Here is a 16,228-nt window from a genome sequence, read left to right on the forward strand (position 1 = left end):
AAATAAACAATGCGCTTCTTATTTCATCTAGGCACTCACCAAAAATCCCTTTTGACATACTTTAATTAGTGATCTAGAACAAAGGAGGCGAATTACTCTTGAATCGTTCCATTAAAGTCAGACTGGCATTCATATTCGTTGTCCTGCTCTTTATTCCATTTGTCGCCTGTAAAAAAGACCAAGAGCAGACCGTACAAGTAGCCGAGGTGACCCATTCGGTCTTTTATGCACCGCTTTATGTCGCCCTATCCGAAGGATTTTTCAAAGATGAAGGCTTAGAGGTTGAATTAAAAACCACTTGGGGCGGCGATAAAACAATGACAGCTCTCTTATCTGGCGGCGCTGATATCGCTCTGACCGGATCTGAATCTTCTATTTATGTGGAAGCACAAGACACGAAAGACTCTGTCATGAACTTTGCACAGCTGACACAAACAGACGGTACATTTCTTGTTTCAAGGGAAAAAATCAATCAATTTTCTTGGGATCAATTGAAAGGAAAAGACTTTCTCGGACAACGGAAAGGCGGCATGCCGCAAATGGTCGGTGAATATGTCCTGAAAAAAGAAGGCATTGATTTGAAACAAGATCTTCGCATGATTCAAAATATTGATTTTGCCAACATTTCAGGTGCTTTTTCCTCTGGAACTGGCGATTTTGTACAGTTATTCGAACCGACAGCTTCCTTAATTGAAAAAGAAGGCAAAGGGTACATTACCGCCTCCTTTGGTGAGGCTTCCGGCAAGGTGCCTTATACCACCTTTATGGCAAAGAAGAGTTACCTTGAAGAAAACAAAGAGACAGCTGAAGCCTTTACTCGTGCCATTTACAAAGCGCAAAAATGGGTCAAAGCAAAGAGTCCAGAGGAGATTGCCAAGACAATCCAATCTCAATTTCCTGATACAGACCTTGATGTCTTATCAACAGCTATCAAACGCTACAAACAGCAGAACTCCTATGCAACAGATCCCCTTCTAAATGAAGAGGAATGGAACAAATTACAGGAAATCATGAAGGCAAGTGGTGAACTACCGGAATTTATCCCGTACAAACAACTTGTCGATTCATCCATTGCCAAGAAGGTCACAGATCACAAATAGAACAGGAGGTAGCACATGTCTTTCCTTCAAATTGACCATGTGACCCACACGTACTTCTCTTTAAAAGAAAAAACAACGGCCATACAGCACATCAATATGGAGATCACTCAAGGTGAATTCATCTCATTTATTGGTCCTAGCGGCTGCGGGAAAACAACCTTGCTTTCCATCATCGCAGGCATTACGCCACCCTCTGAAGGTCGAATTTTAATCGAAGGAAAAGAACCGAATCAACAGGAGCATCAAATCGGTTATATGCTCCAGCAAGATTATTTGTTCCCATGGAAAACGATCAAGGAAAATGTCATTCTCGGGTTAAAAATTGCAAAACAAGATTCACATGAAGCCACCTCAGCTGCCCTTAGCTTACTGCCAAAGCTTGGACTCAATGATGTCGAAGAAAAATACCCGAAGGAGCTGTCAGGCGGGATGAGGCAGCGTGCGGCTCTCGCCCGAACGCTTGCAGTTGATCCCGGCCTGCTTCTGCTAGATGAGCCATTTTCAGCACTAGATTACCAGACGAAACTGACATTAGAAGACCTCGTCTTTCACACATTAAAAAACTACCAAAAAACGGCTGTTCTTGTCACGCATGACATCGGCGAAGCCATTGCGATGAGTGATCGCATTTTCTTATTCTCAAAGCATCCCGGCTCTATCCAGCGAATGTTTACCGTTCCCGATGATCTGAGGACGCTCTCTCCTTTTGAAGCGAGACAGACAGCAAGTTTCCAAGAGCTCTTTCAAACGATTTGGAAGGAGCTGAAGACAGTTGAAACACAGTGATCTTTTACATGAAGCCTATCGAAAAAAAGTTCGAATGGAAAAACGCATGACGCGAGTCTACCAGTTGATCATTTTCGCCAGTTTCTTTTCACTTTGGGAGCTTGCGAGCCATTTCAGACTGATTGACCCGCTCATTTTCAGTTCACCATCTGCCGTCTGCCAATTGTTTGTACAAAAATTATCAGATGGTTCATTAATTAATCATATGAGCATTACGCTATTTGAAACAGTGCTCGGCTTTCTACTTGGTACTTTTTGCGGCATTTTATTAGCCGCCGCCTTATGGTGGTCCACCCGTCTTGCAAATGTACTTGATCCTTATTTGGTTATTTTAAATGCGATGCCGAAAGTCGCTCTCGCCCCCATTTTAATTGTTGCCCTTGGACCAGGCATGATCAGCATTGTCGCGATGGGTGCCATTATCAGTGTGATCATTACCACCATCGTCATTTATACAGCCTTTCAAGAAGTCGATGAGAATTATTTAAAAGTCATGAAAACCTTTGGCGCGAAAAAAAGAACGGTCTTCCGTGAGGTCATTTTACCAGCAAGTATTCCAACGATGATCTCTGCCATTAAGGTCAATGTTGGTCTTTCTTGGGTTGGGGTCATTGTGGGAGAATTCCTTGTTTCCTCAAAAGGACTCGGCTATATGATCATCTATGGCTTTCAAGTCTTCAACTTTACACTCGTGTTCTTAAGTCTTTTCATTATCGCCGTCTTCGCCACCATCATGTATCAGCTTGTTGAATGGCTGGAACGCCGTTTTCTGCAAAAATAAAAAGCGCAGGGTCATTTCCCTGCGCTTTTTTAACGAATCAAACCGTTCTTTTCTAAATAAGCAAGACTTTGTCTCAAGACATCATCTTTCATAATAAAACTGAAATTTTTATTTTTTGAGATGGATCTTGGTAAGTCTGCGAAAAGAACGGGTCCTTTCGTTTCAAAATACGTGTCCTGCTTGACGAGCCTTTCAATATCGGCGAAATAAATATTTTTGACAATGACTTTCTCTCTGCCAAGCACCTGATATTGACCAATATACGTTAATTCACGAACAACAGCACCCGTCTCTTCGTGAATCTCTCGTATAGCGGCTTGATCTGCTTCTTCATTTGGCTCTACTTTCCCTCCAGGAAACTCGTAGCCTCGATCCTCATGTTCAGTAAGTAGCCATTTTCCTTGATAGCGGCAAATAGCCCAAACATGCTTAGGATGACTTGAAAAAGGCTGCTCTTCAAAAGAGAGCTTGACCGTATTATGATAATAATCTTTAAATACATGCATCTGAAATCCCTCATATCCTGTCCTTGCTTCTTGTAAAACATCATACCACAGATCACATTTCTCTGAAGAATTTTTATGAAAAGTGAAACAAACGAGTGCTTCTATCTCGTCTGTATGTAAAATAAGTATTCTTGCTAAAACCTTTTTATCATCTCCATCCTCATCCCATTTTAATCATGAAACCTTTTGCCCATGATGACGTAAATCAATAAGTGTTTGTCCTACACAGACGAGGAGGAAACCAGCATGAGCATCACAAATGGATCAAAACAAGAAAATAACAAAGCATGGCCAATGAGGCAACATGAGAAAGAAGACGCTTCTCTTGAGGCAGTGAAGAAACACCTCATGAAAGGACAAAAGTTAGATTTAACAAAAGACAATCCAAATGTAGATCAAATTCATATCGGACTTGGCTGGGACTTATCTGGTCAGCCAATTGATTTAGATACGCAAGTGTTTCTTTTAAATGAAGAGGACAAGCTTCTGTCTCCAAAACACCTGATCTATTATCATCAGCAGCAAAGCTTAGATGGAGCTGTTCGCCATCTAGGTGATCATCAGGTCGGCGGAGGCCAGCGGGATAATGAGATCATCATTATGCAACTGAGCAGAGTCTCACCCGATATTCAGAAAATCGTCGTAACAGCCACGATACATGATGCACACGAGCGGGCACACCATTTTGGACAGGTGACCAATGCCTACTTGCGCCTTTCAGATCAAATCACACAACAGGAGATTTGTACCTTTCAGTTAACAGAAGATTATTCATTTTGTACATCCATCATTTGTGCTGAACTAACGAGAGTTGAGAACGAATGGAAAATCACCGCTACCGGACAAGGTACGACCCTTGATTTAAACGACCTATGCCGCATCTACGGATTCACATCTTGACAAAGAAAAGGAGCTGGCACAAATGGGATTTCATTTCAACACGATCGAAGAACTGACCTTACAAGCAGAAGGCAACGGGATCTTTTTTGCCAAAAAAGGCGCGATGATTGCCGATCAAGGCACATTTCAATACCGTAAACGATTACTTGGGACGAATAAAGGAAATGTTGTAAGCCAAGTATTTAATCATATTAGCAGAAAATTAACCGGTGAAAACCTTGAGATGATGGAAGTGACTGGGCAAGGCACTTGCTACTTGGCTGATTCTAGCGAGCATGTGACCGTCATCAATCTTGAGCCGAACGGTCCTTGGCAACATGTTAGCGTGGAAAGTGAAGATTTACTTGCCTTTACTGAAGAATGTCACTATGGCGTGACACCAGTAGGCGTTGGGATTATATCACAGAAAGGGCTATTTACTTCAAAGCTCTCGTATCAAGGTCACGGGGCGCAGGTTGCCATCAAAACAAATGGAAACCCGCTGATTTTAAAAGCACCTTGCCGTGTAGATCCTGACGCCATTGTCGCTTGGACGGGCAAAGCACCGAAAGTCAAATTAGATGTGAACTGGAAAACGTTCATTGGACAAACATCAGGCGAATCCTACTTGTTTGAATTTCATGAACAGGACCAAATTGTGATTATCCAGCCATCTGAACGAACATCTGGAATGCGGGTCGGGATAGATGATAACCGGTACAAACCCCAGAGTCAGAGTACCTCACACGAAATCACCAACTCACAGCAGGAAAATAGAGGCGGAATCAGTGATCTAATCGGCGGTATCTTACAGCCTCGAAAATAAAAGCATGTAGAATGTCTCTACATACTTTCAGATCGTTGACAAAAGGCTAAAATGAACTTTCTTTTAGCCTTTTGTCTTCTTTTCAGCGTGATAGAAAACCTTTGCAGTCTAGAAAAACGAGTACTGGCGCGGAGCGAATTTCACATTCATGAGCACCTGACAAAGAATGCGAGGGTTTGTCTACATGCTTTTTCAATTCATCAGTCCATTGCTCTCAATAAAGTTCTTTGTCTCTTCGTTACCGAGATCATGAATCATCGAGTAAATCTCTTTTCTTTTCCTGTCCATTTCGTCGTTTGGACTATCATAATGATATTCAAGAAATGGAACATGCGCCCGAAAGAAACCTTTCCAATCTGTCATATACTGTTCATCAAAATACTCTCTTAACTGCAAGATTTGGTCATCATCTGCTTCTATCTGAAATTGCCAAGCAGCCGCGTCTCTGTGCTGTGAGATTGATCCGTCTTGAACGGATACATAGTATGTGTGTGTCTCCATCTGATTCATCCTTTTTCCTTTAGTATGACCAGATATGAAGAAATTACGGCTTTTTGCGCAATTTATTTTTAATCATGTCTAACACATCAATAAACAACTGTGGAATGGGAATTCCGAGAGCTCTGGCTGTTGAGACAATCTGGTACGATTCATAAATAATATAAAAGATGAGCGCTAAATCCTTAATTGTCCCCCCAGTCTTCAGCATGACATCGAAGAAATGTGCCATGGATATTAAAGAGATCGTCACAACCTTTCGAACAAGCCTGGTCAAAAAACGCTTCATCGTAAGTTGTCCAGTCACAGATTCTCTTAGGCTTGAACAAATTAATTCTATAGCCATGAGTGTCACTAATATCATGAGTAAATATCCTGCTCCACCAAACAGAAAGCCCATTGCCGACAAACTGACTGTAAACAACGAAAAGATGCCTAAATCCTTGCTCACTTGGCATCAACATCCTTTCATAGTGGAACTTCTTACCTCAATAGTATATGCCGCATTTGATGAATAGCTTGGACGACAAAAAATAAAGGCATGGTCAGCTGTTCAAAAAATTCGTGAAGCGCATAAAAAGAGCCGCCTGTGACGGCGGCTTTCTTGGTTAAACTCTGACATCAATAAACGTAGCGTCTGAATCTTTGGGCTGAACAGCTTGAGGCTGCTGCTGCACTTGATCGAGCATCACCATGGCTTGGGCTGTGTTCGTGGCAAGCTGTGAATTCAACAAACTGATATTAAGTGTTTTTTGAATACTCGCCACTTGCTGGCTCATCATTCCTGCAATTGAGGACATCTTCTCCCCTCCCTTCCCTTTTCTCTTCGGCTGAAAGCCCCATCAATTCAATGGGCTGTCTGTCACAAATCCACAAAAAAAGAATGCCGATCTGTTTGATGATCGACATTCCTTTCACATTCGCTTATCCTAAGTATGCTTTTAGCATCCAGTTGTGTTTTTCAATGGATTGATGAATCGCAAGCAGCATATCACCTGTTGTTTCATCGCCAACTTCTGCAGCCAGCTCCATACCTTTCTTGAGTTCTTCTGCAATGTTAGAGAAATCATCATACAAATTTTTCACCATTTGCTCGGCTGATTCATTGCCTTCCGCTTCTTGAATGCTAGAAATTTCTAAGCACTCTTTCATTGTCGCAACAGGTTGTCCATTTAATGCGAGCATACGCTCAGCCAAATCATCGATATAAGTGGCTGTTTCTGTATATAATTCTTCGAATTTTTCATGGAGTGTAAAGAAATCTTTTCCCTTTACATACCAGTGATAGTTATGTAATTTTACGTAAAGCACAGTCCAATCTGCTACTTGTTTATTGACGACGTTTAATAATTTTTCAGACATGTTGATTCCTCCTTATGTAGTTGCGTTTAGTATGGGATTACCCTTTTTTTATTATACTGAAACCTGCCATCATTTTCTTCTATTTTGACCGCATGAAATATATGTTAATATGGAAATAAGGAGGGAGTTAGATGCTGTTACTTGGGATTATCAGCTTTATCATTATCTCAATCGTTGTCTTTTTATCACTGTGGACGACATCAAAGGCTTATGATTACAAGCATAAAGTCGATTCACCACAGGATGCTGAACCAAACCAACGTCCTAACCCAAAATAAAACCGCTTTCAATGATGTGAGGTATCTTCTTCTTCAGTAGATGAACTCTCTTTTTTCACATCACCTACATGGATGTTTGTCTTCGGCATATTATGCTGCTGTTTAGCTGTCACATGGACTTGTATGATATAAAGGCCATCTTGTTTGAAAGCTGTATGCAATTCATATACACCTTTCTCCTTTTTCTTTGGCTGAATCATCTTGCTGTTATCCTTGTCGCCATCTTTCCACACTTCAAATTGAACATCATCTGCATCATCAACAGGCGTATCACCATATGTGACAGCTGCTTTTACGATAACGTTTTCATTTTTCTCCACTTGCTCCGGCCCTGTTAGTTTGACTTCTAATAGCTCAGGCACTTCTCCCTTGTCATTGCTCGCTGCCGAGTTTCCACATGCACTAAGTAATGCGAGCATCAAAATGATTCCTACCATTTTCCGCATTCGTGTATCCCCCTTTTTTTACTGACATGTCCATTTTAACAAATATCCCCTATTTTAACAGCTCTCGTTTCATTTCATATAAAAAACCGGACATTCAATATGTCCGGTTCATCATCTTACTGATTATCCAAATACTTTTAATAGCTCTTCTTGATCCTGAGACAGCCAGAAACGCATTAAACGTTTTGCTCCTTCAAGATCATGAAGCTTCGCTTGACCGCACTGCTCTTCATTTGCAGCAGGAATTTCTGTTACTTCCACTGCATCTTTGAATGTTGCATCAAGCAGTTCAACGATCTCTCTTGGTGTCGGTGCACCGCTGACAACTAAATAGTAGCCAGTCTGGCAGCCCATTGGAGAAATATCGATGATATCAAAATGATCGTATTTCTCTGAGTGTGTTCTAATATTAAACGCAAGTAAATGCTCTAATGTATGAATCGTATCAGGTTTCATTGCCTGCTTGTTTGGCTGACAAAAACGGATATCAAATTTGTTCACTTCCCCATCTGATCCCACTTTATGAACGCCGCAATGACGAACGTAAGGTGCTTTTACAGCATTATGGTCAAGTTCAAAGCTTTCAACTGAAGGCATTAATCACCACTCCTATAATTGCAATTTCCTATATTATAACATATTGTTCCGACCAGTTTAGTTTATAAAACTTCCCTTCCTTGTCCTTTTTTCTTATACTGTGAAAAGACAGACAAGGAGGAACCTCTATGAAACAAATTTTTATCGGCATCATTCGCTTTTATCAAAAATGCATTTCCCCTCTAACACCGCCGAGCTGCAGGTTTTACCCCACTTGCTCAAACTACGGGCTAGAGGCGATCAAAACGCATGGCGCTTTAAAAGGCGGCTGGCTCACGATTAAACGAATTTTAAAATGTCACCCGCTGCATCCTGGAGGCATGGATCCGGTCCCGCCTAAAAAGGAAAAATAACTTACTTTTCTTCATAACCATTGACAACTAAGTCAAGCTTACCTGTCCCAGGATCAATGACAAGACCATGTACAGGCACATCAGATGGAAGAAGCGGATGATTTTTAACGACAGATACACTGTCTTTCACACTTTCTTCAACTGAGCTAAAGCTTTTGAGCCACTGTTGAAAATCGATTCCTGAGTATTCCAGTACTTCAATCCGTTTTTCTGGAATACCACGCTCAATGGCTTTATTTAAGAGTGTTTCGCTGTCTATTTTACTCATACCACAATCGTGATGCCCAATGACGTACACCTCGTCAGCATTCAATTCATAAACAGCCACTAAAATGCTTCGCATAATACTTCCAAATGGGTGAGAAACAAGAGCGCCAGCACTTTTGACAATTTTAATATCGCCATTTTTCATGTTCATGGCGCGTGGAAGCAGTTCAACAAGTCTTGTATCCATACATGATAGAATGACAGCTTTTTTCTGTGGAAACTTCGTTGTTGTAAACTCTTCATATCGCTTCTCTTCAATAAATTGTTGGTTATATTCGATGATTTCGTCTAAAAGTTTCATAAGTTTGTCCATTCCTTTTTCTTTTTTTAAAAATAAATATAGCACAATGTTTTAAATTTCGTCACGTTTTGACGTCTATTTTTTTAGAGGAAACATCTTCTGATGAAAATTTTTTATTTTCCTCTTTTCAAATCGTAATTATTACGATACAATAACTCAGGACATTAAATCGTAATCATTTCTATCTAATAGGTTGAGAGGAGACATTCTTAGATGAAAAAAATCTTTTTTATTTTAACAGCTGCTTTATTAGCGGTCGGTCTTGCCGCTTGCTCAAGCAGTGCGGGGACAAATGCTTCAAAAGGAAAAGCAGATGGGAAATTAACCATTTACACGACGATCTTCCCTATTCAAGATTTCACTGAAAAAATTGGCGGCTCTCACGTGAACGCTCAAAGTGTGTACCCTGCCAATGCAGATGCACACAGCTTTGAACCAAGTTCAAAAACGATGGTTGAAATGGCTGAAGGAGATGCCTTTATTTACAGCGGAACAGGTGCTGAAGCATTTGCTGATAAAACGGCTTCTACGTTAAAAGACCAAGGCGTGAAAACAGTGAAAGCAGCCGAAGGCATCAAGCTATTATCAACACAAGAAGAACATGCTCATGAAGAAGGGGAGGACCATGATCACGATCATGAAGGTGAAGATCATGACCATGATGGACACGACCACGGAGATAAAGATCCCCATGCATGGCTAGACCCTGTTTATGCACAGCAAATGGCAAAAAACATTAAAGACACACTCGTTTCACTAGATCCAGATCATAAAGACGAATACACAAAAAACTATGAATCACTAAAAAAAGAATTACAATCGTTAGATCAGGAATTCAAAACAACGTTATCTAAAGCAAAACATAAAGAAATTCTCGTTTCTCACGCTGCATACGGCTACTGGGAAAAACGCTATGGCATTGAGCAAATCAGTGTACTAGGACTCTCTGCTTCTGAAGAGCCTTCCCAAAAACAGCTTGAAAATATCGTACAACAGGCAGAAAAGCATCACATCAAGTATGTCATTTTTGAAAATAACGTCAGCAGTAAAGTATCAGATACGATTCGCAGTGAAATTGGGGCAAAAAGCCTTACACTGAAAAATCTAGAATCCATTACAGAAGATGATGCTAAAAATGGCGAAAGCTATGTCAGCTTAATGAAACAAAATTTAAACACATTAAAAACAGCTTTAAATGTTGAATGAATTCATGAATCCCGTGCGATCAGCCGGGGTTTTTTACTGCACAAAAAACACACCATGATCAGGTGTGTTTCTTTGTTTACATTTGATATTTTTTCTTAAACTGCTCCGCTCTGCCGCCTTTTTCTCCGAATTTTTGGCGTCCTGTATAAAATGGATGCGTATCAGAGCTTGTCTCTACTTTAATGACAGGATAAGTCTTCCCATCTTCCCACTCTACGGTCTCATGTGATGTCTTTGTTGATCTACTTAAGAAGCGATAACCGCTGTTTACGTCCATAAATACAACTTCATGTGAGGTTGGATGAATATCTCTTTTCAATGTCAAAACTCCCTTCATCATTAAAACGTAATGGTTACGTTTTATAGTTATATTCTACTCCCCCTTTTACAACTTGTCAAAAAACAAGCTTTCTTAGTCAGGAAGAATAATCTAAAAATGGTGGAGAATAATAAACACCATCAAAAGAGATGCGATAAGAAAGGCGGAGAAAAAATTGACTGATCTCGTTTTAGCTAGAAGTCTGTTCGGCACAACAATGGGCTTCCATATTATTTATGCCTCGCTTGGCGTAGGCATCCCGCTAATGATTTTGTTAGCTGAACTCATCTTTCAAAAAACGAAGGACCCGCATTATGCCATCATGGCCAAACGATGGACAAAAGCGCAGGCTGTTCTGTTAGGTGTTGCCATTCCAACCGGTACCATTGCTGGTACGCAGCTTGCCCTTCTATGGCCTGGTTTTATGGAGGTCATCGGAAAAGTCATGTCACTGCCATTTCAAATAGAAATTTATGCTTTCTTTATTGAAGCATTATTTATGTCTATTTATGTGTACGCAGCAGATCGATTATCACCAGCCATGCGCATCATTACCGTTATTTTCGTTGTCATTGGTGCAGCAGCTTCAGCGATTCTCATTACAAACGTACATGCTTTTGAAGGAACACCCGCTGGCTTTCAAATGGTCAATGGAGAAATAACGAATATCGAACCTTGGAAGGCATTTTTCAATCCTAGTTTTGTTGTAACTGCTACTCACGTAGTACTGTCTGCTTTTACAACAGGCGCTTTTGTCATTGCTTCTGTCGCTGCATTTAAAATGTTGAAAACAAGAAAAAACGAAAAGCTCTATACCTTTCATCGAAAAGCCCTTTTTCTTGGACTGATTGTTGGTGGACTTTTCTCTTTTCTCACAGCCTTAAACGGTCACGAATCAGCTCAGCTTCTATATGAATATCAGCCTGAAAAATTAGCGGGTGCTGAAGGATTATTTGAAACGCAATCACATGCGCCTCTAGCCATTGGCGGTTTTACTGATGCCAATACGCAAGAAATCAAAGGAGCTATCGAAATCCCTTGGGCACTTAGTTTTCTTGCAGGAAATAGCTTTGATACTGTGGTTAAAGGGTTAAATGATTTTCCTAGGGACGAGTGGCCGCCTTTATTTATTCACACATTATTTAACGGAATGGTCATTATCGGCTCATTGCTCATTTTCTTTGCTGTGTTAGCACTGTTTTACCGAAAAATTTTAAAACGCGATCATTATCCAAAATGGCTGCTTGTCCTTTATTTATTTGGCGGACCTCTTAGTCTTTTGGCGATTGAATTTGGGTGGATCTTTGCCTGTACAGGCCGTCAGCCATGGGTGATTTATCGAATGCTCAAAACCTCTGAAGTCGTCACATCATCAGGGTCTATCGGTACACTTTTCATCCTTTTTGCCATTGTCTATCTCATTTTAGGCATCGCAACTGTGATTGTACTGACGTACTACTTTAGAAAACATTCAATTGAAGAAGACTTACGGTTAACAGAATCTTAAAAAGGGAGCGATCTTGATGCAAATGGATGTAACAACTGATGCACTCATTGCAATCACCATCTTATGGGGATTCGTGTTTATCTATGCAGTGATGGCATCAATGGATTTCGGTGCAGGATTTTGGTCAATGATTTACATGAACAAAGAGCAGACAAAGGCCGCAAATATCGCAAATAAGTATCTTTCTCCAACTTGGGAAGTAACAAACGTCTTCATTGTGGCCATCGTCGTTGCCTTGTTTAGCCTGTTTCCAGGTGCAACATTTGTGCTAGGCACTGTTCTATTAATACCTGGCAGCATTATTTTGTTGCTTCTTGCACTGCGAAGCGGATTTCTCGTCTTCTCTCATTCACTGCCTAAAAAATATAGAAAAGCCGTGACATATATTTCAGGAATTAGCGGCTTTATTATTCCGTCCATCCTCATCATGGTTCTCCCCATTACACATGGTGGATTCATCTTTCAGGAGAATAATGTCTACTCATTAGATTTAGGATTGGTCTTTACAAGCGCAAATGTCTATTCTTTCGTAGGTTTTGCGATTTTCAGTACCCTTTTCCTCTCATCTTTGCTTTTAGCTGATTTTTCTAATGTTGCAAACGAAGATGAGGCTTATAACATTTATAGAAAAGGAGCACTGATTACAGGTCCACTTTCTCTCATGATGGCTTTCTTTATCATGCTCACACTGAGAAGTGAGGCCAATTGGCTGTTCACAAAAATGATGCAGAACATCCCGATCCTGCTTGTTTCTCTACTCATGTTTTTGCTTGCAGGTTTGGCTCTATTTTTACCAAACAGCCGCTTTAAACATCGGAAAGGGAGACCACGTTTAGCGGTTATCGCCATTACAATTCAATATTTCTTAGCAAGCTATGTGTATGGACATGCGCATTTGCCCTATATGGCCTATCCTGATATTACCATCATGTCTGGGTTTACAGATCCCGTCACATTTAGGGCATTATTTATTACGTATATTGTAGGGTTTATCATCCTATTCCCTGGGTTCTACTTCTTCTGGAAATTGTTTATGAAAGATAAGCGTTATATTCGTCAGGAAGATTAACATGAATGAACGCCCCTTACTTCGGTTACATTATAGATGAAAGACATACTCAAAAGGAGGTCATCTGTATGAGTCAAAAAATCCTTTGTGAAGTAAACAACTGTTCCTACTGGAATGCTGGAAATCGTTGTGGTGCAGATGCAATTTATGTCGTCAGCCATACAGGAAATACGGCTGAGAAAAGTGAAGAAACTGACTGTAAAACGTTTAAACCTCAAGACCTTTAAGTCTCATTAAAGGAGGCGCTTCGCTTTGAAAAACGATCGGCTTACTCAAACGTTTCTTGAAGAAATTCAGGACGCGGACGAGGCTGCATTTTATCAAGCAGCTCACTCCTTTTTAAATCTTTGGGATTATGAATACGGACATGTTTCCGACATGCCCAATGACATGCATCAGTATATTGGCCAGCTTGCTTACGACAGCGGGCTTGTAGAAGAGTAAGAAAGAGCGGATGACCGCTCTTTCTTTTTGTTCAGACAGGAAGGAAAAACTTTCCTCAACTATACAGTGGTTCTATTGATGGTGCAAATGGCGATTCATTCGTTTTCATTTCACAAAATCATGTTTTGTAAACACATCAATTTTATCTGAGAAAGAACGAAGCGCTTGATAATCAACTTCTACACCCATACCTGGAGAACGCGGTACTTCAATAAATCCATTTTCAACTTTAATTTCAGGAAAAATGATATCCTGTTCCCAATATTTCGACGATGCTGAAATATCCCCAGGAATCGTAAATTGCGGAAGTGATGCAAGTGCCACGTTTTGCGCGCGAGAAATGCCTGTTTCAATCATTCCACCGCACCATAACGGAATCTGCTGCTCCTTGCAGAACGCATGAATCTTAAGAGCTTCAGTCAGCCCTCCAACTCGTGAAGGCTTCACATTAATAATTTGACAGCTTCCAAGTTCTACAGCTTTTCTCGCATCATCTAAAGAACAAATACTTTCATCCAAACAGATTGGTGTTTTTAAATGCTTTTGCAAATGCCGATGATCGACAATGTCATCTGCGGCTAAAGGCTGTTCAATCATTAATAAACGAATATCGTCGAGCTGCTTCAGTTTGCTAATATCTTTTAATTCATAAGCAGAGTTTGCATCCGCCATTAACGGAAGGTGAGGGAAAGACTCCCTTATCTTTTGTAGAAGTCCAATATCTTGTCCCGGCTTAATCTTCACTTTCACACGCTGATAGCCTTGATCAACAAATTGCTCGATTTGCTGAATCATATCATCTATTGGTCCTAACCCCGCAACGACACCAGATGGAATTCTATCTCTAGTACCGCCTAAGACGTCACGTAAGGACTTATTTTCTCGCTTTGCATAAATATCCCACACAGCTGCCTCAATTCCCGCTTTGGCCATTCTATTGCCTTTAAAATGGTACAAGCTGTCTGGTATGTCCGAAGGATGTGTAAAAGATCGGGTCAGCACGTTCGGGATAAAGAAAGCCCTGAGCATGTGATAGCAGGTCTCGATGGTTTCTTCTGTATACCACGGAGAAGAGAAGGCAGATACCTCTCCCCATCCAGTTAATCCTGTTTGATCTTTGACCTCGACAATAATAAACTCACGCTCTGAAATGGTCCCAAGGCTCGTTGTAAATGGCTGTTTGAGTTTCATCGTGACATGATATAAGATCACACGTTCAATTTGAATCATCTAAAAACCCCTTTGATTTGAGTCTGTGCCTCTGCAATTTATTCGACGCATTCCTTGGCAGCTCATCCACAAAGTGAAAAGCGGCGGGCCATTTATACTTGGCTAATTGCGACTGACACAAAGCATAGAGCTCATTCTCCGGAATCTGCTCATCTGTCACAAGGAAGGCAGCAGGTACCTCTCCCCATTTTTTATCATATATACCCGTCACTCCGGCTTCCTTTACATTTGGATGTGTTAAAAGAACTGCTTCAATTTCTGCTGGATAAACATTTTCTCCGCCAGAAATAATTAAGTCTGACCGCCGATCAAGCACAAATAAGAATCCGTCCTCATCTACATAGCCAATATCACCCGTTTTCAGCCAGCCCTGATCAAATGCAGCAGCTGTTGCCTCTTGACGATAAAGGTAGCCTTTCATGACATTTGCACCTTTTACCATGATTTCACCATGCTCAAAAGGACGACACGGACGGTCCTCATCTTGAATCTTTAATTCACACCCAAAAAGGGGTTTTCCCGCTGATCCAAGCTTTTCCACACTAAATTCTGGCGCAAGTGTCACAATTTGCGAGCAGGTCTCCGTCATACCGTACGATTGAAACACAGGAAATCCTTTCTCCTTACTCTCTTGAAGCATCGCATAAGGCGCAGGGCCTCCGCCTAACAGCAGGCAGCGCAAAGAAGACGGACATTCTTCAAGTCCACTTAATAAACGGGACAGCATGGTTTGAACAACTGACAACATCGTCACTCGATGCTGTTCAATAGCATTCTTGACTTCATCGACATCAAACTTTTGATGAAGCACGACAGTCATACCGTATATGACAGATTTAAATATAGCGGATAAACCGCTTATATGAAAAAAAGGCAAGGCAATGAGCCAGCGGTCGTCCTCCCTGATCCCTAAATTCAATGCCGAGGAAACAGCACTATGAAAATGATTACCAAACGTTTGCTCCACCCCTTTAGGGCGTCCTGTCGTTCCAGATGTATACATAATCGTCGCCGTCTCATTTAAATCAATATCATGTACGACCTTCTTTTCCATATCATGATCTGCATCAGGTAAAGTCTCTATTGTATAAACAGGTAAATCACCATGATGCTCATTTGCATATGCAGGCTCTGTTAATAAAGCCATGACTTTCGCATCTTCCAGCTGAAAACGTCTCTCTGCTTTTGTTAACTTATTGTTCAATAACACAATCTTGAAGCCTAATAAAAAACAAGCGTGAACAAGCATGACCATATGAGGATGGTTGTTCATTAAAATCGCAACCGTATCCCCTTTTTTAAAAGAGACACGTGTCAGTCGATTCGCAAGTTGGTCTACATCATTCGCTAAATCACGAAATGTCCACTCTTTGTCTTGATAAATGAGTGCGACCCGGTCTGGCGTTAAATACGCACGATGCAGCAGCCAATTGGGTTGCTTCATCATGACACCTCCTTTTCATAAAAGAAAAC

The 16,228-nt window shown here is 40.9% G+C and carries 23 protein-coding genes; 12 read left to right on the forward strand and 11 right to left on the reverse strand.

The genetic code is table 11. From position 1 onward, the window contains the following. The first annotated feature begins 98 nt into the window (after nucleotides 1-98). The 3 genes from NST73_RS14225 to NST73_RS14235 are packed head-to-tail and all read left to right on the forward strand — an operon-like array spanning nucleotide 99 to nucleotide 2,667. Nucleotides 99-1,100, forward strand: coding sequence for an ABC transporter substrate-binding protein (locus NST73_RS14225; RefSeq protein WP_024719321.1), 1,002 nt, complete (start codon nucleotides 99-101; stop codon nucleotides 1,098-1,100). A 15-nt stretch (nucleotides 1,101-1,115) separates the two neighbouring features. Continuing rightward, on the forward strand, nucleotides 1,116-1,886 hold the full coding sequence (locus tag NST73_RS14230) for an ABC transporter ATP-binding protein (protein WP_008342956.1): 771 nt from the start codon (nucleotides 1,116-1,118) through the stop codon (nucleotides 1,884-1,886). Beyond that, a complete protein-coding gene (locus NST73_RS14235) occupies nucleotides 1,873-2,667 on the forward strand; it encodes an ABC transporter permease (RefSeq protein ID WP_007501924.1) in 795 nt (264 codons plus the stop codon). The genes NST73_RS14230 and NST73_RS14235 overlap by 14 nt, the downstream gene beginning before the upstream one ends. A gap of 29 nt (nucleotides 2,668-2,696) precedes the next feature. Here NST73_RS14235 and ytkD read toward each other — a convergent pair whose 3' ends face one another. After that, nucleotides 2,697-3,173, reverse strand: a complete 477-nt coding sequence (gene ytkD / locus NST73_RS14240) for an RNA deprotection pyrophosphohydrolase (RefSeq protein WP_268360636.1) — start codon at nucleotides 3,171-3,173, stop codon at nucleotides 2,697-2,699. 246 nt (nucleotides 3,174-3,419) lie between these two features. On the opposite strand from ytkD, the gene NST73_RS14245 reads away from it, so the two are divergent. Together NST73_RS14245 and NST73_RS14250 are read left to right on the forward strand one after the other, a co-directional pair. Further along, on the forward strand, nucleotides 3,420-4,073 hold the full coding sequence (locus tag NST73_RS14245; protein ID WP_335352206.1) for a TerD family protein: 654 nt from the start codon (nucleotides 3,420-3,422) through the stop codon (nucleotides 4,071-4,073). Nucleotides 4,074-4,095: 22 nt separating this feature from the next. Further along, nucleotides 4,096-4,878: an AIM24 family protein gene (locus NST73_RS14250; protein WP_342499163.1), complete on the forward strand. Its 783-nt coding sequence runs from the start codon at nucleotides 4,096-4,098 to the stop codon at nucleotides 4,876-4,878. Between the two features lie 192 nt (nucleotides 4,879-5,070). On the opposite strand, the gene NST73_RS14255 is transcribed toward NST73_RS14250, so the two are convergent. From NST73_RS14255 to NST73_RS14270, 4 genes are all read right to left on the reverse strand, one after another. Continuing rightward, nucleotides 5,071-5,379, reverse strand: coding sequence for a hydrolase (locus NST73_RS14255; protein WP_342499164.1), 309 nt, complete (start codon nucleotides 5,377-5,379; stop codon nucleotides 5,071-5,073). Between the two features lie 43 nt (nucleotides 5,380-5,422). Beyond that, on the reverse strand, nucleotides 5,423-5,827 hold the full coding sequence (locus NST73_RS14260) for a phage holin family protein (RefSeq protein WP_008342944.1): 405 nt from the start codon (nucleotides 5,825-5,827) through the stop codon (nucleotides 5,423-5,425). Between the two features lie 157 nt (nucleotides 5,828-5,984). Further along, nucleotides 5,985-6,176, reverse strand: coding sequence for a hypothetical protein (locus NST73_RS14265; protein WP_008342942.1), 192 nt, complete (start codon nucleotides 6,174-6,176; stop codon nucleotides 5,985-5,987). 124 nt (nucleotides 6,177-6,300) lie between these two features. After that, on the reverse strand, nucleotides 6,301-6,738 hold the full coding sequence (locus NST73_RS14270; protein WP_056705413.1) for a Dps family protein: 438 nt from the start codon (nucleotides 6,736-6,738) through the stop codon (nucleotides 6,301-6,303). Nucleotides 6,739-6,869: 131 nt separating this feature from the next. Here NST73_RS14270 and ytzI point away from each other — a divergent pair, with 131 nt between their 5' ends. Beyond that, a complete protein-coding gene (ytzI, locus tag NST73_RS14275; RefSeq protein ID WP_017358370.1) occupies nucleotides 6,870-7,016 on the forward strand; it encodes a YtzI protein in 147 nt (48 codons plus the stop codon). Between the two features lie 8 nt (nucleotides 7,017-7,024). Here the strand turns inward: ytzI and NST73_RS14280 are convergent, their stop codons facing one another. Together NST73_RS14280 and NST73_RS14285 are read right to left on the reverse strand one after the other, a co-directional pair. Next, the gene (locus NST73_RS14280) at nucleotides 7,025-7,462 is read right to left on the reverse strand and encodes a FixH family protein (RefSeq protein WP_017358371.1); all 438 of its coding nucleotides are present in this window, start codon (nucleotides 7,460-7,462) and stop codon (nucleotides 7,025-7,027) included. Nucleotides 7,463-7,585: 123 nt separating this feature from the next. Further along, nucleotides 7,586-8,059 carry an S-ribosylhomocysteine lyase gene (locus NST73_RS14285; RefSeq protein ID WP_008342935.1) on the reverse strand — a complete coding sequence of 158 codons (474 nt, stop codon included), beginning with the start codon at nucleotides 8,057-8,059 and terminating at the stop codon, nucleotides 7,586-7,588. Nucleotides 8,060-8,187: 128 nt separating this feature from the next. On the opposite strand from NST73_RS14285, the gene yidD reads away from it, so the two are divergent. Continuing rightward, nucleotides 8,188-8,412: a membrane protein insertion efficiency factor YidD gene (gene yidD, locus NST73_RS14290; protein WP_008342933.1), complete on the forward strand. Its 225-nt coding sequence runs from the start codon at nucleotides 8,188-8,190 to the stop codon at nucleotides 8,410-8,412. A 1-nt stretch (nucleotide 8,413) separates the two neighbouring features. Here the strand turns inward: yidD and NST73_RS14295 are convergent, their stop codons facing one another. Then, nucleotides 8,414-8,980, reverse strand: a complete 567-nt coding sequence (locus NST73_RS14295; protein ID WP_017358372.1) for a carbonic anhydrase — start codon at nucleotides 8,978-8,980, stop codon at nucleotides 8,414-8,416. A 213-nt stretch (nucleotides 8,981-9,193) separates the two neighbouring features. Here NST73_RS14295 and NST73_RS14300 point away from each other — a divergent pair, with 213 nt between their 5' ends. After that, nucleotides 9,194-10,186, forward strand: a complete 993-nt coding sequence (locus NST73_RS14300) for a zinc ABC transporter substrate-binding protein (protein ID WP_025207846.1) — start codon at nucleotides 9,194-9,196, stop codon at nucleotides 10,184-10,186. A gap of 76 nt (nucleotides 10,187-10,262) precedes the next feature. Here NST73_RS14300 and NST73_RS14305 read toward each other — a convergent pair whose 3' ends face one another. After that, the gene (locus NST73_RS14305; RefSeq protein WP_017358374.1) at nucleotides 10,263-10,505 is read right to left on the reverse strand and encodes a type B 50S ribosomal protein L31; all 243 of its coding nucleotides are present in this window, start codon (nucleotides 10,503-10,505) and stop codon (nucleotides 10,263-10,265) included. Nucleotides 10,506-10,680: 175 nt separating this feature from the next. On the opposite strand from NST73_RS14305, the gene NST73_RS14310 reads away from it, so the two are divergent. The 4 genes from NST73_RS14310 (at nucleotide 10,681) to NST73_RS14325 (ending at nucleotide 13,525) form a co-directional block, all read left to right on the forward strand. Beyond that, a complete protein-coding gene (locus tag NST73_RS14310; protein ID WP_017358375.1) occupies nucleotides 10,681-12,012 on the forward strand; it encodes a cytochrome ubiquinol oxidase subunit I in 1,332 nt (443 codons plus the stop codon). A 22-nt stretch (nucleotides 12,013-12,034) separates the two neighbouring features. Next, nucleotides 12,035-13,081 carry a cytochrome d ubiquinol oxidase subunit II gene (locus NST73_RS14315; RefSeq protein ID WP_206428041.1) on the forward strand — a complete coding sequence of 349 codons (1,047 nt, stop codon included), beginning with the start codon at nucleotides 12,035-12,037 and terminating at the stop codon, nucleotides 13,079-13,081. Nucleotides 13,082-13,149: 68 nt separating this feature from the next. Beyond that, nucleotides 13,150-13,308, forward strand: coding sequence for a DUF1540 domain-containing protein (locus NST73_RS14320; RefSeq protein WP_008360682.1), 159 nt, complete (start codon nucleotides 13,150-13,152; stop codon nucleotides 13,306-13,308). Nucleotides 13,309-13,333: 25 nt separating this feature from the next. Next, nucleotides 13,334-13,525, forward strand: a complete 192-nt coding sequence (locus NST73_RS14325) for a hypothetical protein (RefSeq protein ID WP_024720421.1) — start codon at nucleotides 13,334-13,336, stop codon at nucleotides 13,523-13,525. Between the two features lie 105 nt (nucleotides 13,526-13,630). Here NST73_RS14325 and menC read toward each other — a convergent pair whose 3' ends face one another. Together menC and NST73_RS14335 are read right to left on the reverse strand one after the other, a co-directional pair. Further along, nucleotides 13,631-14,755, reverse strand: coding sequence for an o-succinylbenzoate synthase (gene menC / locus NST73_RS14330; RefSeq protein WP_008342917.1), 1,125 nt, complete (start codon nucleotides 14,753-14,755; stop codon nucleotides 13,631-13,633). Then, nucleotides 14,742-16,202, reverse strand: a complete 1,461-nt coding sequence (locus NST73_RS14335) for an o-succinylbenzoate--CoA ligase (protein ID WP_342499165.1) — start codon at nucleotides 16,200-16,202, stop codon at nucleotides 14,742-14,744. Before NST73_RS14335 ends, menC begins: the two co-directional genes overlap by 14 nt. Nucleotides 16,203-16,228 lie beyond the last annotated feature (26 nt).

Source organism: Bacillus sp. FSL W7-1034 (assembly GCF_038593365.1).
GTDB lineage: Bacteria > Bacillota > Bacilli > Bacillales > Bacillaceae > Bacillus > Bacillus altitudinis.